The organism is Streptomyces sp. NPDC002643, from assembly GCF_053592555.1.
This window is the reverse complement of record NZ_JBSFVY010000004.1, coordinates 15,223-31,658: the sequence shown is the minus strand read 5'-3', so window position 1 is coordinate 31,658 and position 16,436 is coordinate 15,223. Positions and strand designations below refer to the sequence as shown.

Genomic DNA, 16,436 nt, shown 5'->3' with positions numbered 1-16,436 from the left:
AGCAGACGGTCTGACCTGGAGCGCATCCGACTATCGTGCGGCTCCGTACGCCCGTCCGGTGGCCCTCGGGGGAGTTCCCGGGCGGGCGTTGCTCACTAGTCAGACAGCAGTCACCAGAGCAGAGGACGCGAGCACATGAGCGACCAGCAGCAGGCCAAGGACACCGCCGCGAAGCCGAAGCCCACGACGGACGCGCAGGACGCGGCGGACGCGACGACCGCGACGGCCACGACCGCCGCCACGGCCGAGAACGCCATGCCAACGCCGCCCGCCGACGAGACCATCACCACGATGGAGAACGCCATGCCGGCCCCGCCGGCCGACATCCGCACCATGGAGAACGCCATGCCGGCCCCGCCCGCCCTCGACCTCGACGGCGGCAAGTAACCCACAGACCTTCTTCCCGACGGGGATCGGCCGCGGTGGCGCGGAGGGGGAGCCACCGCGGCCGAGTCATGCCCAAGGGCTGGTTGTCGGGTCGCCGTTCCACTCGACCCCGATCAGTTGCCCACCCATTGCGGCCACCTCTCGGTCGCGGCGGAGACGCGCTCCGTCAGGGGCGTCAGTGTCACCTCGGCCTGTTGGACGGCCTCGGTGAGTCGCATGAGCATCCGGCCGAAGCCGAGGGGGTCCGTGCCCCTTCCGTCGCTCGTCCGTCGCACCCGCTGTATGACGAGCCCGTAGTCCAGTCCCGCCAGATCGTCGACCAACGGGCGTTCTTCCGGGGCCCGTTGGTCCACGACATCCCGCACCACGTCCATCACGGTCGCGCGCTTGCGTCCCCTCTCGCCGTTGCGCGTCCTACGGGTGTTCTCTGCCCGGATCGGTTCAACCAGCGAGCGGCGGCGGCCGGTTGTGGGGGTCAGATGTAGATGGTGGGGGTGAAGTTCATCCCGTTGACGGGGTCATTGGTGTCCTGGAAGCCACGGGCGCCGTCGCTGAGCCTCTTGGGCTTGCAGGTGTACACCTTGGACATCCAGCTCTTGTGGGCGCCGAGGCTGCTCTTGCGCAGTTCGACGAACTTCTGCCCGCCCTCGCCGAGGCAGACCACACCGTAGGGGCCCCTGACGGCCTTGCCGGTCTTGTTGGTGAAGCTGACCTTGACCTTGTTCTCGGCGACCTTGATGATGCAGCGCCGCAGCTTCTTGCCCGTGCAGGCCCACTTGGAGGCCTTCGCGCTCGCCGCCTGGGACGCCTGCGCGGGGGACGACGACACCGCCGTGGCCCCGGGCACCGACAGCCCCATGATCGCCGTGGCGGCGGTGGCCGCCACGAGGAACCGCGCCTTGTTCCGCATGTTTCTCTCCCGTTTCTGTGTTTCTCTGCCGTGTTTCTCGAAGGTCACGCCCTGCGGGCCGAAACAGCCGATCATCCGCGCGCGAAGATCCCCGGACCCACCGGGTGAACATTTCGTGGAACTCGCCGTTTACCGTGTGCGCATGCAGATCCTCGAAGAGCTGACAGCCCTGTGTCCGCCTCCCTCCGACGGCGGCCGCACCACCAACTGGTCGGTCGTGGAAGGAAAGTTGGGCCTCGCCCTCCCGGCCGACTACAAGCGGCTCGTCGACACGTACGGCCGTGTCATCTTCGCGGAGAGCATCTTGCTGTTGACGCCGGACTGCCCGGACGCCATGTACGACCTGCTCGCCCAGACCGTGGAGCGCGAGGAGATCCTCACCGACCTCTGGGAGGGCGGCGAGGCCAAGCCGTCGGAACTCCTCGACGACGGGGTCCGGCTGGTGCCGTGGGGCTACGTGGAGGGCGCGGGGCACGTCCTGTACTGGCTGGTCCGGCCCGGGGTGGCCCCGGACGACTGGACCGTCATCCTCAACGAGGGGCGCGGCCCTCTCTGGGAGGCCCATCCGGTGTCGTGCGGCCGGTTCCTCCTCGACGTGGTCTCCGGTACGACGACGTCCGTGTACTTCGCCGACCAGGACGACATCGCGCGCTGACCGTTCGAGTTGGAGCGACGTATCGGCTCGATCACCCCGAAGGTGTCGACCCTGCGGCTTCGGCAACTGGAGCGCGACGGCCTGGTCGTGCGCGCGTACTACCTGGAGGCCCCCAGGAGTCGAGTACGAGATCAGCGAACTGAGCCGCGGCCTCGCCCCGCTCTTCGGACACCTCGCCGAGTGGGCGACCAGCGACCTGGACAAGGTCGAGCAGGCCAGGCAGGACTACGACAGGAGCCCGGCCCGGTAGCCCTCGGCCCTGCCCTGGCGCCCCCGTCCCTCATCGAGGCCGTCGTGGCCGGGCGGCTCGACGCGATGGCGACGGCCGAGCCCGGTGGACGAATGCGCGCTGCCGATCCCGTCGCCGGTGATCTGCGAGCTCTTACGCGGTGTTCGACTTCGTGCCGCTCCTGCGCCGCTCCGCGAGCATGTCGATGAGTTCCGCGGCGCTCCAGGCCGTGTGCCGCTCGACCTCCACGTCGATGAGCCTGTGGTCGCCGTCGAGGATCGCGTCGATCATTCGTTCGTGGACGTGCAGGGCGCGCTCGGGATCGGAGCGGGTGCTCTCGTCCACCGTGATGGCGATGTTGATCTGGGCCTCGACGGTGGGCCACAGCCGTTCGAGCATGGAGTTTTCCGAGGCGGTCCAGATCGTCCGGTGCAGGTTGATGTGGGCCTGATGGAGGCGATCCGCGTCCCGGGAGGCGTGCGCGGCCCTGTACTCCTCCCAGCTCGCGCGGAGCATGGCCTTGCGGGAGCCGTCGGGGTCGTCGGCCAGGGCGCGGGCGGCCAGCTGTTCCAGGGCGACACGGACCGCGGCCACGTCCTTGATGAACTTCTCGTCGATCGTGGTGACCACGACCCCGCGGTACGGCTGCTGCTCCAGCAGGCCCTCATGAATCAGCTGAAAGACGGCCTCGCGGAGCGTCGGTCGGCTGACCCCCATCTGCTGGGCGATCTGGACCTCCCGCAGCCGCTGCCCGGCCTCCAGCTCACCGGCCAGGATGGAACGCCGCAGCTCGTTGACGACGGCGTCCCGGCGGGTCTGGTTGTTGACCGCCCGGGGGCCGGTGGCCGTTTGAGGGGCGTGCTCGCTCATTGATCCTCCGCAGATTGTCAGACCACATCGTAGAGCACTGTGGTACTCCTACGAGGAGCCGGTCTGCTCACCGCCGAGGCAGTCGTCATGCACCGTATGCGGTGACGCGCTCGGCACGGACCGTCACGACCACCCTCGGGGTTGTCGCCGTCTCCTGCCAGGGGCGGCTCTCGTACTTGCGGGAGAGCTCGTCGATCAGTTCCGGGCCGCCGTCCCGGGTGATGGTGACCGCTCCGCGCACGACGGCGTACACATGGGCGTCGTCGCGGTCGGTGATCAGCACGCTGGCTCGCGGATCGCGCAGCAGGTTGAGGTGTTTGACGCGGCCCTCGACGGTGGAGAAGGCCACCCCGTCCTCGGTCGCCTTCACCCAGACCACCGTCTGCTGGGGCAGACCGTCCTTGCCGATGGTGGCGACCGTCGCGAAGTTCGGTCCGGAGGCCAGTTTGCGCGCGAACTCGGTGAGGAGGGTCATACCGGAGATCCTTTCAGGCGGGGCTGGGACAGGTGGGGGGAAAGGCACGGTGGGCAGGCCGCGAAGGGGGAGCTCGGGCCTGCCACCGCACGCAGCTCCGCTCGGACCGGGGCAGCGGGAGCCGGTACGGTCCGGTGCGGTGAGCGGGCTGCGGTTCGGGGGAGGCCGTTCAGAAGCGGACGGCGTCGATGAAGGCCCGCAGTCCCGGTGTCTGCGGATCGTCGAAGGCCTGCTCCGGCGGCACGTCCTCCTTGATCAGGCCGTCCTCGAAGAAGCAGATGCGGTCGGCGGCCTTGGAGGCGAAGGCCATGTCGTGGGTGACGATGCCGCACGCGATGCCCTCTTCCTCCTTCAGCTTGGTGAGCACACCGAGGACCTCGGCCGCGACCGGCGGGTCGAGCGCGGAGGTGATCTCGTCGCACAGCAGCAGCCGTGGCCGCATCATCAACGCCCGGGCGATGGCCACCCGTTGGCGTTCACCGCCGGACAGCTGGGTACAGCGGCTGCGCAGGTGATGGGCCATGCCCACCTCGGTCAGGGCCCGCTCGGCCCGCTCGACCAGCTGGGACCTGGACTCGCCGAGCGTGAGGCGAGGCGCGATGGTGAGGTTCTCCAGAACGTTCATATGGGGCCACAGGGTGTAGCTCTGGAAGATCATTCCGACCTGTCCGCGCAGTTCCTGCCATGCGTCCTGGTACTCACCGTCCTGGACGACTGTCTGGCCGGCGATCTCGATGTCGCCGGCGTCCGGCTCCTCCAGACCGGCGATGACCCGCAGGAGGGTGCTCTTGCCGGAGCCGCTTTTGCCGATGAGTACGGCGATCTCGCCGGCGCCGATCCGGAAGTCGGCCTCCTTGAGGACGGGGCGGCCGTGGAAGGCCTTGCTCACCCCCCGCGTGCGCAGGAACGCACCGTCGGTGTCGGTGCCGGTGCCGGTGCCGGTGCCGGTGCCGGTGCCGGTGCCGGTGTCGGTGCCGGTGCCGGTGTCGGTGTCGGTGTCGGCGGCAGGTGTCTTGTCGAGGGTCGGGTTGGTCTCTGTCATCGTGATCAGACACCTTCCGGCTTGAGCAGCGTCTTGAGGGAGGGGTTGGCCAGGGCGGGGGGCCGGTAACCGGGGCGCAGCCGGGCGAGGGTGCCGCGCAGCCCCGAGGAGGGCGGCGGGGCACCGCGCGAGGAGTTGGTGAGCAGGCGCCGCTCGACGAAGCTGGTGAACAGGGTCGCGGGGAAGGCGATCGCGAAGTAGAGCAGGGCGACCAGGGTGAAGACCTCCATGGGCCGGTAGGTCTGGCTGGAGAGGATGTTGCCCTGGAAGGTCAGGTCCGCCAGGCCCAGCGCGGAGACCAGCGAGGTGTCCTTGAACATGCTCACGTTCAGGGACAGGATCGTCGGGATCTGCTGGCGGAAGGCCTGCGGCACAATGATGTGCCGCAGGATCTGCAACCGGTTCATCCGCAGCATCTGCGCGGCCTCGACCTGCTCGACGGGCACGGCCTGCATGCCGGCCCGGTAGGTCTCCGACATGAACGCGGTCAGGTGCGCGGTGAGCGCGATGATGATCGAGAGTTTGCCGGGCAGGTCGATGCCGAGGAGCGCCGGCAGGGCGTAGAACACCCACAGCAGCTGGACCAGCAGGGGGGTGCAGCGGAACACCTCGATGTAGAACTGCGCGGGCCAGCGGATGACTTCGATCTTCGACATGCGGGCCACGGCGAGGGGGAAGCCGAGGACGGCGCTGGCGAGGATGACGATCGTGGAGATCTCCAGGGTCAGCCACAGCCCGTCCAGCAAGGTGGGCAGGGCGGGCCCCCAGACGCTCCAGTCGGGTGAGTAGGCGAGGTTCACGGAATACGCGGGATTCATCGCGGGCTACCTCCGGAAGGACGGCGGTTCCGGGTCACGGCTTGATCTGCAGGTCGCCCAGGGCGTCCACGTCCCGGTAGCCGGCCTCGGCGAAGGCGCGGGCGATCTCACCGCTGGCCACGGAGTTGTCGACGGCGACGTTGAGGATGTCCATGGAGCGGGCGTCGATGTCCGCGGGGACGCCGTAGGCCACGTGGTGCACGAAGATCGCCGGGTCGGGGACGACGATGCCCATCGACGTGTCCTTGGTCGCCATGTCGACGGCGGTGGCCAGGTCGGTGAAGACCGCGATGGCCCGGCCCGCCTTCACACCGGAGGCGGCGTTCTGGAAGGTGTCCACGCGCAGTTCCTTGGCCCCGGCCTGCTGGAGGGCCGCGTCCAGCGCGGTGCCCTGCGAGGTCGCGATCGGCTTGTCGGCGTCGAGGATCTGCTTGCTGCTGGTGTAGTCGCTGTCGCGCTCGACCAGGAACACGCCCGGGTAGGACCAGGAGCCGTGCGTGAAGCGGATCGCCAGGCTGCGCTCGACCGTCTGGTCGAGGTCGGCGGCGACGTCGTACTTGTCGGCCTGGAGTCCGGCGACGATGTTCTGCCAGGTCGTCGCCACCGTCTTGACGTCGACGCCGATGCCCTCGGCGAACTTCTCCAGCGGCAGGAGGTCCGGCCCGGTGCATGTACCGTCCGCCTTGACGACGATGGTGGGCGGGGCGTCGGCGCATCCGATCCGCAGCACGCCCGCCTTCTTGATCTTGTCGACCCAGGCCGCCTTGCCGGAGTCGCCGGAAGCGGCGACGGTCTGCGACGAGCCGCCGTCCGAGCCGGCCTTTCCGCCGAAGTAGCCGGCCAGCCAGGCCAGGATGAGGACTCCGATCACATAGAAGGTGTATCTGCTCTGCTTGGTGAGGGCCATGGTCGTGCTCCAGTGCTAGAGGGTGGGTGGCGCGGGGCGGGGATACGTATCCGCCGGGGACGAGGGGTGCACGCGGTCGACGGCGCGGCGGTGGGGGAGCACGGCGGTGGGGGGAGCGGGCTTCAGGTGACGAGGAATCCGTGCCGCAGGGGGTCTTCGGGATCGAGGAGCTGGGTCGAGGTCGCGGTGAGGTGGGCCCGGCCCGCGATCTCCACGCGCACACCCGGGATCTCGCCGGCATGGGCCGTTTCCACGGCGCGAGCGCGGAAGGTGCCGCCGGTGATGCTCTGGTGCGTGAACGGCCGGCCCATGGGCAGCCGTCCCTGGGCCACGAGCGCGGCCACGCGGGCCGAGGTGCCGGTGCCGCAGGGGGAGCGGTCCGCGCCGGCCGGACGGATGATCACCAGAACCCGGCCGTCCGCTTCGGGCGAGTCGGAGTGGGCGGTGAACTGGATGTGGGTGACACCGGCGATCTCCGGGTGGACGGGGTGGCGTACGTCGATCGCCTCGTTGACGGCCGGGAGCAGCCGGCGGGCGAGGGCGATGGCGGGGGCCGTGTCGTCGGCGGTGATCGTCAGGCCGAGGGCGTCGGCGTCGGCGATCGCGTAGAAGTTGCCGCCGTAGGCGATGTCGACGGTGATGGGCGGGCGGTCGGGGACCCTGACCTCGACGCCCTCATGCAGGAGGAAGGACGGCGGGGACAGGAACCGTACGAGTCCGGCGTGGCCGTCGGACACCTCCACCACGACGTCGACCAGCCCGGCCGGGGTGTCGAAGCGCAGGCGGGTCTCCGGTTCCACGACCGGGACCTGGCCGGTCTCCACCAGCACGGTGGCCAGGCCGATCGTGTCGTGGCCGCACATGGGCAGATGCCCGCTGGCCTCGATGTACAGCACGCCGACATCGGCACTCGGGTCGCAGGGCTCGACGAGCGCGCAACCGGACATGACGGCGTGACCGCGCGGTTCGAACATCAGTGAGGTGCGGACCCAGTCGTGGTTCTGCTCCAGGTCACGCATCTTGTCGAGCATCGTCTTCCCCTTGAGGCGGGGAACGCCCGACAGGACGGTGCGGGTGGGATTGCCTGCGGTGTGCGAGTCGACGCACTGGAAGAGGTGTTGAGCTCTCATAGGCCCTACCAAAATATTGTCTGACAGGCAGCACGATTGGGGGAAGGTTAGGAACGAGAATCGGTCGTGTCAATGGCCGGAACGGTGACGGTTTCGGTCGGGGCGAGCCACCCGGGCGACTCCGTCCCGACCGGCGTCGCGCAGAGCTGGACACTGATGCGGGCATGAGGGAGTTGCAGGTGATGACAGGAGTGCCTTTGAGCGCCCCAACGGTTCGCCCGCGTTCCGCTCGGTGCGCGTCGGCGATCCAGGCCGGTCGGAGCGATCTGCCCGGGGGTATTGACTGGCCCACCCGGTCATGTCTAGCGTCACCGACACGCCATGGATTGTTTGACAATCCGCAGGTGTCGTTGCGAAAGGAATGCCCCATGAGGTTCAGCCGAACCTTGAACGTGGTGGATGCGCACGCCGAGGGCGAGTCCGGCAAGGTCGTCGTCGGCGGGATCGGGCCGGTACCGGGCGAGAGCGTCTTCGACAAGATGCGCTACTTCGAAGAGCACTATGACCAGTTGCGCAAGCTGCTGCTTCAGGAGCCGCGCGGCGCGGTGTGGCACAACGCCAACGTCGTACTGCCGGCCGGTGATCGGCGGGCCGACATGGGATACATCATCCTGGAGTCGACGGAGTACCCGGTGATGTCCGGCTCCAACACCATGTGCGTGGCCACGGTGTTGCTGGAGACCGGGATTCTGCCCATGACCGAGCCGGTCACCCACCTCACGCTGGAGTCCCCGGCCGGCCTGATCGCGGTCGAGTGCGAGTGTGCCGACGGCAAGGTGCGGCGGGTGAAGCTGGTGAACCAACCCGCCTTCGTCTACCACCGGTCCGCGGATCTGGACGTTCCCGGCGTCGGCCGGGTGACGGTGGACATCGCCTACGGGGGGATGACCTACGTTCTCGTGGACGCGGAGTCGCTCGGCTTCAAGCTCGACGTGAGCGAGGAGGCGGCGCTGTGCGACCTCGGGCAGCGACTGAAGAAGGCCGCTGTGCGCCAGTTGGAGGTGAGCCATCCGGAGAACCCTCTGATCCCAGGCATCACCAACACGGTGTTCACCGGGCCGCTCCTGCACGAACGCGACGAGGACGGCACGGAGATGATCCGTTCCAGAAACGCGACCATCGTCTCCCCGGGCCGCATCGACCGCTCCCCCTGCGGTACCGGTACCTCCGCCCGCCTCGCCGTCCTGCACGCGTACGGCCTGCTGAAACCGGGACAACTCTTCCGGCATGAGTCGCTGATCGGCAGTCGGTTCGACGCGCGGGTCGAGTCCACCACCACGGTCGGGTCCTATGACGCGGTCGTACCGAGCATCTCCGGGCGTGCCTGGCTCACCTCCTTCAACCAGCTGGTCCTCGATCCGACCGATCCGTTCCAGAGCGGATTCGTTGTGGGGCGGCCGTGGGAACCCGAGGTCTGACCGGCCCGGCATTCCGGGTGTCCGCATGCGACGTTCTTCGCCATGCACGCTGTTCAGCGACTTCATAGGCGCTCTTCGCGCCCTGTAAGGAGGTACACGTCTCCATGCGCGTCATCGTTGTGGGGGCTGGGGCCGTCGGGCTTGCCGCCGCCTACCGTCTGGCCAAGGACGGCTGCGAGGTCGTCGTCCTGGACGCCCGCCGCGCGGGCTCCGCCGCCTCGCACGGCAACGCCGCCAAGATCGCTCTGGCGGAGAGCGGCCCGGTGCCCGCCCCGGGAGTGATCCTGCAGTCCCTGAAGTGGATGCTGAAGCCGGACAGCCCGCTGTACGTCAGGCCCTCGCTCAACCCGGCGTTCGTGAAGTTCATGCTGACGATGGCCCGGCACTGCACCGCCCGGGACTTCCGCGCCGGCCTGGAGACCACCCTGCGCCTCGCCGAGGGCACGATGGACCTCCTCGACGACTGGACCCGGGACGGCATCGCCTTCGAGATGCACAAGGCGGGCGTCCTGCTGGCCTTCGAGACACGTGAGCGCTACGAGGAGCAGCTCGCCTCCCTCGACATCTTCGAGAGCTTCGGCATGGTCGCCGAACACCTGCACGGAGACGCCGTACAGGCCAAGGAACCGGTTCTCAACAGCCGTATCAAGCACGGCCTGTTCTTCCCGGACGACCGCCAGGTCGAGCCGGGCTCCCTCACCCAGGGCCTGCTCAAGCGGTGTACGGAACTCGGTGTCGAGGTACACGAGCACACGCCCGTACGCCGCTTCCTGCGCCGGGGCGACTCCGTCACCGGTGTGATCACCGACAAGGGCGAGTACACCGGTGACACCCTGCTGCTGACCGGCGGGGTGTGGACCGCCCGGATGGCCGCCCAGCTCGGTGTCCCGCTGCCGATCCGGCCGGGCAAGGGCTACAGCGTCGACTACTCCCCGTCCCCGGTACCGCTGCGCACCCCCCTCACACTGGAGGACGCCCGCGTCGCGGTGACCCCGCTGAACGGCTTCCTGAGGCTGGCGGGCACGATGGAGTTCGGCGGGCTGGAGGAGAAGATCAACCCCCGTCGGATCGCCGCCATCAAGCAGGCGGCCGCCGACTCCCTCACCGGCTGGGACAACCCGCCGGGCGAGGCCGCCCCCTGGGCAGGGCTGCGCCCCATGACCCCGGACGGACTTCCGGTCATCGGCCGCCTCGGCCCCTTCCCCAACGTCTACGTCGCCTCGGGCCACGGCATGCTCGGGCTCACCCTCGCCCCGGCCACCGCCGAGATCGTCACCGAGGCCATCACCCGGCGGCGGGTCCCCGCCGTCGCCGAACCGCTCTCGCCGGGCCGTTTCACCCGGCGCTGAGCCACCCCGCTCCCACCCCACTCCCATCCCTCGACACCAGGAGAATTCCCCATGAGCGCCACGCAGTTCACCGGTATCCTCGCCGCCGTCGTCACCCCGATGACCGCGGACGCTTCCGCCGTCGACGCCGCGGGCATCAAGCGCCAGGCCGATCACATCATCGGCGGCGGTGTCCACGGCCTCGTCCCGGGCGGCAGCACCGGTGAGTTCACCACGCTGAGCCTCGACGAGCGCAAGCAGGTCGCCGAGCTGTACGTGGAGGCCGCCGACGGCCGCGTCCCGGTCGTGGCCGGGACCGGCGCGCTGAGCACCGCGCACACCGTGGAGCTGAGCGTCCACGCCCAGAAGGCCGGCGCGTCCGCCGTCATGATCGTGCCGCCGTTCTACGACGCCCCGAACTTCGAGGAACTGCTGGCCCACTTCGGCGCGGTGTCCGAGGCGATCGACATCCCGGTCATGTACTACAACATCCCGTCGGCCACGGGCGTCAGCCTCACGCCGGAGCAGCTGGCGCAGCTGGCCCGCGAGACCGCGGTGACCTGCTACAAGGACACCGGCGGCGACTACGTGTGGCTGTCCACGGTCCAGCAGGAGCACGCGGGGGACATCACCGCGCTCAACGGCTGGGACACCCTCACCTTCGCCGCCCTCGCCAACGGCGCGCAGGCCGGCGTGTGGGGTGCCGCGAGCATCGTTCCCCGGCTGGCCGCCGATCTGTACGACGCCGTCGCCGTACGCCGTGACCTCGAAGCCGGCCGGGAACTGTGGACGAAGCTCTTCCCGATCTGCCAGTTCCTGGAGTCCCACAACTACGTCGCCGGCATCAAGACCGGACTGGAACTGGTCGGTGTCGGCGCGGGCCCGGCCCGCCGGCCGGTCCTGCCGCTGGCCCCGCAGTACCGCGCCGAACTCCGTGACCTGCTCGTCGCCGCCGGTGTCGAGACGGTCGAGGACGCGGTGGCCGCCGGATGACCACGCACCACCGCGTCCACGCGATCGACGTCCACGCCGAGGGCGAACCCGGCCGCGTGCTGATCGGCAGTCATCTGCACGTCAAGGGCGCCACCATGGCCGAGCGGCTGCAGTACTGCGAGAAGCACCTGGACGGCCTGCGCAGGCTCGTGCTCCAGGAGCCGCGCGGCTACCCCGCCCTGTGCGGGGTGCTGGTCCTGCCCCCGGCCGACCCGTCGGCCGACTTCGGCCTGGTGGTGCTGGAACAGGGCGGCTTCCGCCCCATGTCCGGCTCCAACACGATCTGCGCCGTCACCGCCCTCGTGGAGACCGGCGCGGTGCCGGTCACCGAACCGGTCACCGAACTCACCATGGACACCGCGGTCGGACTCGTCCGGGTCCGCGTCGAGGTGTCCGGCGGCAAGGCGACGCGGGTCACCTTCGCCAACGTGCCCGCCTTCGCGGTCGCCCTCGACCACGAGCTGGACCTGCCGGAGTACGGCCGGGTGCCGGTCGACATCGTCTTCGGCGGGCAGTACTTCGTCCAGGCGCGCGCGGCGGACCTCGGCATCCGGTTGGACCCCTCCGCCGCCAAGGAGATCACCCGCGCCGGGGCGGTGCTGCGGGCCGCCGCCCAGCAGCAGTTCCCGGTCAGCCACCCCTTGAACCCCGGCATCAACCAGGTCGCCCTGACGATGATCCACGGCCCCTCGCCGACCCCGGGCGCCTCCGGCCGCAACGCGGTCGTCGTGCCCAACGGCGAGGTGGACCTGGCCGACCCGGCCACCTGGACCGGCACGCTGGACCGCTCCCCGTGCGGCACCGGCACCTCGGGCCGGATGGCCGCCCTGCACGCACGCGGCGAACTCGCCCTGGACACCCCCTTCGTCCACGAGTCGATCATCGGCACGACCTTCACCGGCACCCTCGTGGGCACCACCGGCATCGGCGGTCACGAGGCCGTGCTGCCGACGATCAGCGGACGCGGCTGGATCACCGCGTACAGCCAGCTCGTCCTGGACGAGACCGACCCCTTCCCCCACGGCTACACACTCGGCGACCTGTGGGGCTCCGCGCCCACCGGGGCGGCCGACACCGACCTGGAGCACTGATGGAAATCACAGGACTGCAGTTCATCGCCGGCAAGCGCCGCTCCGGCACGTCCGGCGAGCGGTACGAGGTGACCAACCCGGCCACCGGTCAGGTCCTGGCCACCGAGATCCTGGCCGGTCCCGAGGACGTCGACGAGGCGGTCGCCGCGGCCCGGTCCGCCTTCGCCGAGTGGTCGCGGGCCACCCCCGCCGAACGCTCCGAGGCCCTGCTGCGCTGGGCGGACCGCCTCGACGCCCGCGCCGACGAGCTCGCACGCGTCGAGAGCGTCAACGCGGGCAAGCCGATCCGGCTGACCGAGGGGTTCGACGTTCCCGGCACCATCGACAACGTACGGTTCTTCGCCGGCGCCGCCCGCAACCTGGAGGGCCGGGGCTCCGCCGAGTACTCCGCCGAGCACACCTCGACGATCCGCCGCGAACCCATCGGCGTGATCGGCTCCATCGCCCCCTGGAACTACCCCCTCCAGATGGGCGCCTGGAAGATCCTCCCGGCCATCGCCGCCGGCAACACCATCGTCCTCAAGCCGTCCGAACTCACCCCGCTCACCTCGGTGTTGTTCGCCGAGGCGGCCCAGGAGGCCGGCATCCCGGACGGCGTGATCAACATCGTGACCGGCACCGGACCCGTCGCCGGGCAGGCCCTGATCACCCACCCCGACGTCGCCATGGTCTCCTTCACCGGCTCCACCGCCGTGGGCCGCCAGGTCGCCGCCCAGGCCGCCGGACTGGTCAAGCGTGTCCACCTCGAACTCGGCGGCAAGGCCCCCTTCGTCGTCTTCGACGACGCCGACGTGGAGGCCGCCGCCCGCGGTGCCGTGGCCGGAGCCCTCATCAACGCGGGCCAGGACTGCACGGCCGCCACCCGTGCCTACGTCCAACGGCCGCTGTACGAGGCGTTCGTGGCCCGCGTCGCCGCACTCATGGACGACGTACGGTTCGGCCCTCTCGACGACCCCGCCACCGACATGGGCTCCCTGATCTCGCTGAAGCAGCGCGACAAGGTCGCCGCCATGGTCGAAGCCGCCCGCCAGGCCGGTGCCACGGTGGTGTGCGGCGGCCGTGCCGCGGGCGGCGCCTTCGCCGACGGCGCGTACTACGAACCGACCCTGATCACCGACGCCGCCCAGGACTCGGCGATCGTCCAGCAGGAGGTCTTCGGCCCGGTCCTGGTCGCGCTGCCCTTCGACACCGACGACGAGGCCCTCCGGCTCGCCAACGACACCTCGTACGGGCTCGCCGCGTCGGCCTGGACCCGTGACGTCTTCCGCGCGGGGCGGGCGAGCCGTGAGATCCAGGCGGGCACGGTCTGGATCAACGACCACATCCCGATCATCAGCGAGATGCCGCACGGCGGCTACAAGTCCTCCGGCTTCGGCAAGGACATGTCCCAGTACGCCTTCGACGAGTACACCCACATCAAGCACGTCATGACGGAGATCACCGGCGAGCAGCACAAGGGCTGGCACGACGTGATCTTCACCAGCCGCTGACCCGTGTGTTCCCCGGGCCGGCCGGAACGACAACCCAAGGAGGAGGGCCGTATGACGGACGCTGTTTCCACGCGGGCCGACGGCGCGCGGGCTCGCGGCGGCCCGGACGACACCCCCGACGCGGGGCTCGGCCGGCTCGGACTGGGGACCGGGCGGCTGGCCGCCGCCCACACGGTCATGGGCGAGGCCGAGGCGACCGCCCTGGCCCGCACATGGTGGTCCCTCGACGTCACCGCCGCGACCCGGCTGGCGACGGAGAAGGACGACACGTTCCGGCTCGACACCGCCGAGGGCGAGGCCTTCGTCGTCAAGGTCTCGCACCCGAACGAGGACCCCGACGAAGTCGCCTTCGAGACCGAGCTGATGGGGCACGTCCACGAGTCCGCGCACGGCGTCCCGGTCCCCGGACTCCTCCGGTCGGCCGACGGCCGGACCCTCGTACCGCTCCGGGACGAGGCCGGCCAGCACCGGCTGGCACGGATGATGACCTTCACCGAAGGCGTACCGCTCGACTCGACCGGGTCCTCCCCGGCGGAGCGGGAACGCGTGGGGGAGGTCCTGGCCAGGCTGCGGCACGCCACCGCCGACTTCCGGCATCCCGCGGATGGCAGACCGTGCGCCTGGGACGTCCGGCACCTCCCGGCGCTCAGGCCGCTGCTCGACGATGTCACCGACGGGGCGCAGCGCACGGTCCTGACCGCAGGGCTCACCCGCTTCATGAACGTCGTAGAACCCCGGCTGCCGCTCCTGCGAAGCCAGGTGCTGCACAACGACTTCAGCAAGTCCAACATCCTCGTCGACCACGGCGACCCCGGATTCGTCACGGGCATCATCGACTTCGGTGACGCCGTGCGCACCGCGATCGCGGTGGACGTGTCGACCGCGCTGCTCAACCAGCTGCCGCGCGACGCCGCGCAACGTCCCGTCGAGGACCTGTTCGCCGAGGCCCGCGACGTGCTGCGAGGCTATCTGCGGTACGCCGACCTCACCGAGACGGAGCTGGGGCTGATCCCCCACCTGGTGATGGGCCGGGTGGTCGCGCGAGCACTGATCACGCTGCACCGCGCGGCGCTGATCCCCGGCAACACCACCTACATCCTGCGCAACACCGAGCAGGGCTGGGGGCAACTGGCCTGGTTCCTGGACCGCACACCCGACGAGATCTCGGCGACCTTCCTCTGACCGGCCCGCCCACCGCACACCACCCGAGGACGACGATGAGTACCTCTGAGACCAAGTCACGCGGAAAGATGAACAACGCGTTCGATCCCACCGCCGCGGCGGGACTCTCCCCTGCCGCCGCCGAACTGGTCGAGCGCCGCACGAAGGCGCTGGGCCCGGCGTACCGGCTCTTCTACCAGCAGCCCGTCCACATCGTCCGCGGCGAGGGGTGCCGACTGTGGGACGACGAGGGGAACGAGTACCTGGACGCCTACAACAACGTCGTCTCCGTCGGCCACGCCCATCCGCACGTCGTCGAGGCGGTGCACCGCCAGATGCGGACGCTGTGCACCCACACCCGGTATCTGCAGGAAGGCGTCCTGAACTACGCCGAGGACCTGCTGGGCACCCTCTCCGGCCCCGTGGCCGACGGCCACGCGATGTTCACCTGCACCGGTTCGGAGGCCAACGACCTCGCGCTGCGCATCGCGAAGTACCGCACCGGCAACCGGGGCATCATCGTCACCTCCGAGGCGTACCACGGCAACTCCGACCAGACGGCGGCGTTCTCGCCGGCTCTCGGGGACAACGCCGTCCTGGGGACGTGGGTACGCCGGGTCCCCACTCCGGACTCCTACCGGATCTCGCGCGAGGGGATGGCGGAGTGGTTCGCCGGCCACGTCCGCGAGCAGATCCGTGACCTCGAACGCCACGGAGAGGGCGTGGCCGCCTTCGTGGTCGACTCGCTCTTCAGCTCCGACGGCATCTACGCCGAGCCGACCGACCTCCTGGGCCCCGCCGTCAAGGCCGTGCACGAGGCCGGCGGGCTGTTCGTCGCCGACGAGGTCCAGTGCGGGTTCGCGCGATCCGGCGAACAGATGTGGGGTTACCAGCGGCACGGCGTGCGGCCCGACATCGTCACGCTGGGCAAGCCCATGGGCAACGGCTACCCGGTCGCCGGGCTCGCCGTCACCCACGACGCCGTCGCCGAGTTCGGCCATGACGTGCGCTACTTCAACACCTTCGGCGGCAACACGGTCGCGATCGCCGCCGCACAGGCGACCTTCGACGTCATCCGGGGCGAGGACCTGCTGGCCAACGCCCGCAGGGTCGGCGAGGTCCTCCGGGCCGGGCTGGCCGAACTGGCCGAGCGCCACGAGGCGATCGGCGACGTCCGTGGCGCCGGCCTGTATGTCGGTGTGGAGATGGTGACCGATCGCGACACCAAGTCACCGAACACGGCGCTGGCGACGGCCCTCGTCAACGGCCTCCGCGAACGCCGCGTCCTGATCTCCGCGACCGGGGCCGACGGCAACGTCCTGAAGATCCGCCCGCCGCTGGTCTTCGACACGAAGGACGCCGACCGGCTGCTCAGCGCGCTCGAAGAGGCACTCACGGCTGAGAGATGAGGGAGGCGGAAGCCCCTGGAGGGAGGCGGAAGCCCCTGGAGGGAGGCGGAAGCCCCTGGAGGGAGGCGGAAGCCCCTGGAGGGAGGCGGAAGCCCCTGGAGGGAAGCCGAAACCCCGCAGCGA

17 protein-coding genes and 1 pseudogene are annotated in these 16,436 nt (G+C 69.9%); 10 read left to right on the top strand and 8 right to left on the bottom strand.

Going from position 1 to position 16,436, the window contains the following annotated elements; genetic code table 11:
* Positions 1-135 precede the first annotated feature (135 nt).
* Positions 136-387 carry a sigma-like protein gene (locus ACWD4G_RS07085; protein ID WP_451291199.1) on the top strand — a complete coding sequence of 84 codons (252 nt, stop codon included), beginning with the start codon at positions 136-138 and terminating at the stop codon, positions 385-387.
* 113 nt (positions 388-500) lie between these two features.
* Here ACWD4G_RS07085 and ACWD4G_RS07080 read toward each other — a convergent pair whose 3' ends face one another.
* Both ACWD4G_RS07080 and ACWD4G_RS07075 read right to left on the bottom strand, forming a co-directional pair.
* A complete protein-coding gene (locus ACWD4G_RS07080) occupies positions 501-755 on the bottom strand; it encodes a hypothetical protein (RefSeq protein ID WP_451291198.1) in 255 nt (84 codons plus the stop codon).
* A gap of 107 nt (positions 756-862) precedes the next feature.
* Complete coding sequence (locus ACWD4G_RS07075; RefSeq protein WP_451291197.1) at positions 863-1,297, bottom strand: hypothetical protein; 435 nt, start codon at positions 1,295-1,297, stop codon at positions 863-865.
* 142 nt (positions 1,298-1,439) lie between these two features.
* Between ACWD4G_RS07075 and ACWD4G_RS07070 the strand changes: the two genes are divergently transcribed.
* On the top strand, positions 1,440-1,952 hold the full coding sequence (locus ACWD4G_RS07070) for a hypothetical protein (protein ID WP_451291196.1): 513 nt from the start codon (positions 1,440-1,442) through the stop codon (positions 1,950-1,952).
* 6 nt (positions 1,953-1,958) lie between these two features.
* A pseudogene (locus tag ACWD4G_RS07065) lies at positions 1,959-2,202 on the top strand (winged helix-turn-helix transcriptional regulator); the annotation flags it as partial.
* Positions 2,203-2,334: 132 nt separating this feature from the next.
* Here ACWD4G_RS07065 and ACWD4G_RS07060 read toward each other — a convergent pair.
* The 6 genes from ACWD4G_RS07060 to ACWD4G_RS07035 all read right to left on the bottom strand — a co-directional run bounded on the left by ACWD4G_RS07060 (position 2,335) and on the right by ACWD4G_RS07035 (position 7,423).
* Positions 2,335-3,051 (bottom strand): GntR family transcriptional regulator, encoded by a 717-nt coding sequence (locus ACWD4G_RS07060; RefSeq protein WP_451291195.1) that lies wholly within the window; start codon positions 3,049-3,051, stop codon positions 2,335-2,337.
* Positions 3,052-3,136: 85 nt separating this feature from the next.
* Entirely contained in the window at positions 3,137-3,526 is a 390-nt protein-coding gene (locus ACWD4G_RS07055) for a PPOX class F420-dependent oxidoreductase (protein ID WP_451291194.1), read from the bottom strand.
* A gap of 169 nt (positions 3,527-3,695) precedes the next feature.
* Complete coding sequence (locus ACWD4G_RS07050; RefSeq protein ID WP_451291193.1) at positions 3,696-4,568, bottom strand: amino acid ABC transporter ATP-binding protein; 873 nt, start codon at positions 4,566-4,568, stop codon at positions 3,696-3,698.
* A gap of 5 nt (positions 4,569-4,573) precedes the next feature.
* Entirely contained in the window at positions 4,574-5,386 is an 813-nt protein-coding gene (locus ACWD4G_RS07045; protein WP_451291192.1) for an amino acid ABC transporter permease, read from the bottom strand.
* Positions 5,387-5,420: 34 nt separating this feature from the next.
* Positions 5,421-6,293 (bottom strand): transporter substrate-binding domain-containing protein, encoded by an 873-nt coding sequence (locus ACWD4G_RS07040; RefSeq protein WP_451291191.1) that lies wholly within the window; start codon positions 6,291-6,293, stop codon positions 5,421-5,423.
* Between the two features lie 122 nt (positions 6,294-6,415).
* Positions 6,416-7,423, bottom strand: coding sequence for a proline racemase family protein (locus ACWD4G_RS07035; RefSeq protein ID WP_451291190.1), 1,008 nt, complete (start codon positions 7,421-7,423; stop codon positions 6,416-6,418).
* 368 nt (positions 7,424-7,791) lie between these two features.
* Between ACWD4G_RS07035 and ACWD4G_RS07030 the strand changes: the two genes are divergently transcribed.
* The 7 genes from ACWD4G_RS07030 (at position 7,792) to ACWD4G_RS07000 (ending at position 16,313) form a co-directional block, all read left to right on the top strand.
* Entirely contained in the window at positions 7,792-8,841 is a 1,050-nt protein-coding gene (locus ACWD4G_RS07030) for a proline racemase family protein (RefSeq protein ID WP_451291189.1), read from the top strand.
* 104 nt (positions 8,842-8,945) lie between these two features.
* Complete coding sequence (locus tag ACWD4G_RS07025; RefSeq protein ID WP_451291188.1) at positions 8,946-10,190, top strand: NAD(P)/FAD-dependent oxidoreductase; 1,245 nt, start codon at positions 8,946-8,948, stop codon at positions 10,188-10,190.
* Positions 10,191-10,241: 51 nt separating this feature from the next.
* Entirely contained in the window at positions 10,242-11,162 is a 921-nt protein-coding gene (locus ACWD4G_RS07020) for a dihydrodipicolinate synthase family protein (protein ID WP_451291187.1), read from the top strand.
* Complete coding sequence (locus ACWD4G_RS07015; RefSeq protein WP_451291186.1) at positions 11,159-12,253, top strand: proline racemase family protein; 1,095 nt, start codon at positions 11,159-11,161, stop codon at positions 12,251-12,253. Before ACWD4G_RS07020 ends, ACWD4G_RS07015 begins: the two co-directional genes overlap by 4 nt.
* The gene (locus ACWD4G_RS07010) at positions 12,253-13,743 is read left to right on the top strand and encodes a gamma-aminobutyraldehyde dehydrogenase (protein ID WP_451291185.1); all 1,491 of its coding nucleotides are present in this window, start codon (positions 12,253-12,255) and stop codon (positions 13,741-13,743) included. The genes ACWD4G_RS07015 and ACWD4G_RS07010 overlap by 1 nt, the downstream gene beginning before the upstream one ends.
* Positions 13,744-13,794: 51 nt before the next feature.
* The gene (locus ACWD4G_RS07005) at positions 13,795-14,925 is read left to right on the top strand and encodes a phosphotransferase (protein ID WP_451291184.1); all 1,131 of its coding nucleotides are present in this window, start codon (positions 13,795-13,797) and stop codon (positions 14,923-14,925) included.
* A 35-nt stretch (positions 14,926-14,960) separates the two neighbouring features.
* The gene (locus ACWD4G_RS07000) at positions 14,961-16,313 is read left to right on the top strand and encodes an aspartate aminotransferase family protein (RefSeq protein WP_451291183.1); all 1,353 of its coding nucleotides are present in this window, start codon (positions 14,961-14,963) and stop codon (positions 16,311-16,313) included.
* Positions 16,314-16,436: the final 123 nt, after the last annotated feature.

Excerpts from the sequence above, each read along its gene's own strand:
- ACWD4G_RS07075 (WP_451291197.1), bottom strand. The coding sequence starts at position 1,297 with ATGCGGAACAAGGCGCGGTTCCTCGTGGCGGCCACCGCCGCCACGGCG.
- ACWD4G_RS07010 (WP_451291185.1), top strand. The coding sequence starts at position 12,253 with ATGGAAATCACAGGACTGCAGTTCATCGCCGGCAAGCGCCGCTCCGGC.
- ACWD4G_RS07025 (WP_451291188.1), top strand. The coding sequence starts at position 8,946 with ATGCGCGTCATCGTTGTGGGGGCTGGGGCCGTCGGGCTTGCCGCCGCC.
- ACWD4G_RS07040 (WP_451291191.1), bottom strand. The coding sequence starts at position 6,293 with ATGGCCCTCACCAAGCAGAGCAGATACACCTTCTATGTGATCGGAGTC.
- ACWD4G_RS07035 (WP_451291190.1), bottom strand. The coding sequence starts at position 7,423 with ATGAGAGCTCAACACCTCTTCCAGTGCGTCGACTCGCACACCGCAGGC.
- ACWD4G_RS07030 (WP_451291189.1), top strand. The coding sequence starts at position 7,792 with ATGAGGTTCAGCCGAACCTTGAACGTGGTGGATGCGCACGCCGAGGGC.
- ACWD4G_RS07045 (WP_451291192.1), bottom strand. The coding sequence starts at position 5,386 with ATGAATCCCGCGTATTCCGTGAACCTCGCCTACTCACCCGACTGGAGC.
- ACWD4G_RS07020 (WP_451291187.1), top strand. The coding sequence starts at position 10,242 with ATGAGCGCCACGCAGTTCACCGGTATCCTCGCCGCCGTCGTCACCCCG.
- ACWD4G_RS07000 (WP_451291183.1), top strand. The coding sequence starts at position 14,961 with ATGAGTACCTCTGAGACCAAGTCACGCGGAAAGATGAACAACGCGTTC.
- ACWD4G_RS07055 (WP_451291194.1), bottom strand. The coding sequence starts at position 3,526 with ATGACCCTCCTCACCGAGTTCGCGCGCAAACTGGCCTCCGGACCGAAC.
- ACWD4G_RS07060 (WP_451291195.1), bottom strand. The coding sequence starts at position 3,051 with ATGAGCGAGCACGCCCCTCAAACGGCCACCGGCCCCCGGGCGGTCAAC.
- ACWD4G_RS07070 (WP_451291196.1), top strand. The coding sequence starts at position 1,440 with ATGCAGATCCTCGAAGAGCTGACAGCCCTGTGTCCGCCTCCCTCCGAC.
- ACWD4G_RS07015 (WP_451291186.1), top strand. The coding sequence starts at position 11,159 with ATGACCACGCACCACCGCGTCCACGCGATCGACGTCCACGCCGAGGGC.
- ACWD4G_RS07085 (WP_451291199.1), top strand. The coding sequence starts at position 136 with ATGAGCGACCAGCAGCAGGCCAAGGACACCGCCGCGAAGCCGAAGCCC.
- ACWD4G_RS07050 (WP_451291193.1), bottom strand. The coding sequence starts at position 4,568 with ATGACAGAGACCAACCCGACCCTCGACAAGACACCTGCCGCCGACACC.
- ACWD4G_RS07005 (WP_451291184.1), top strand. The coding sequence starts at position 13,795 with ATGACGGACGCTGTTTCCACGCGGGCCGACGGCGCGCGGGCTCGCGGC.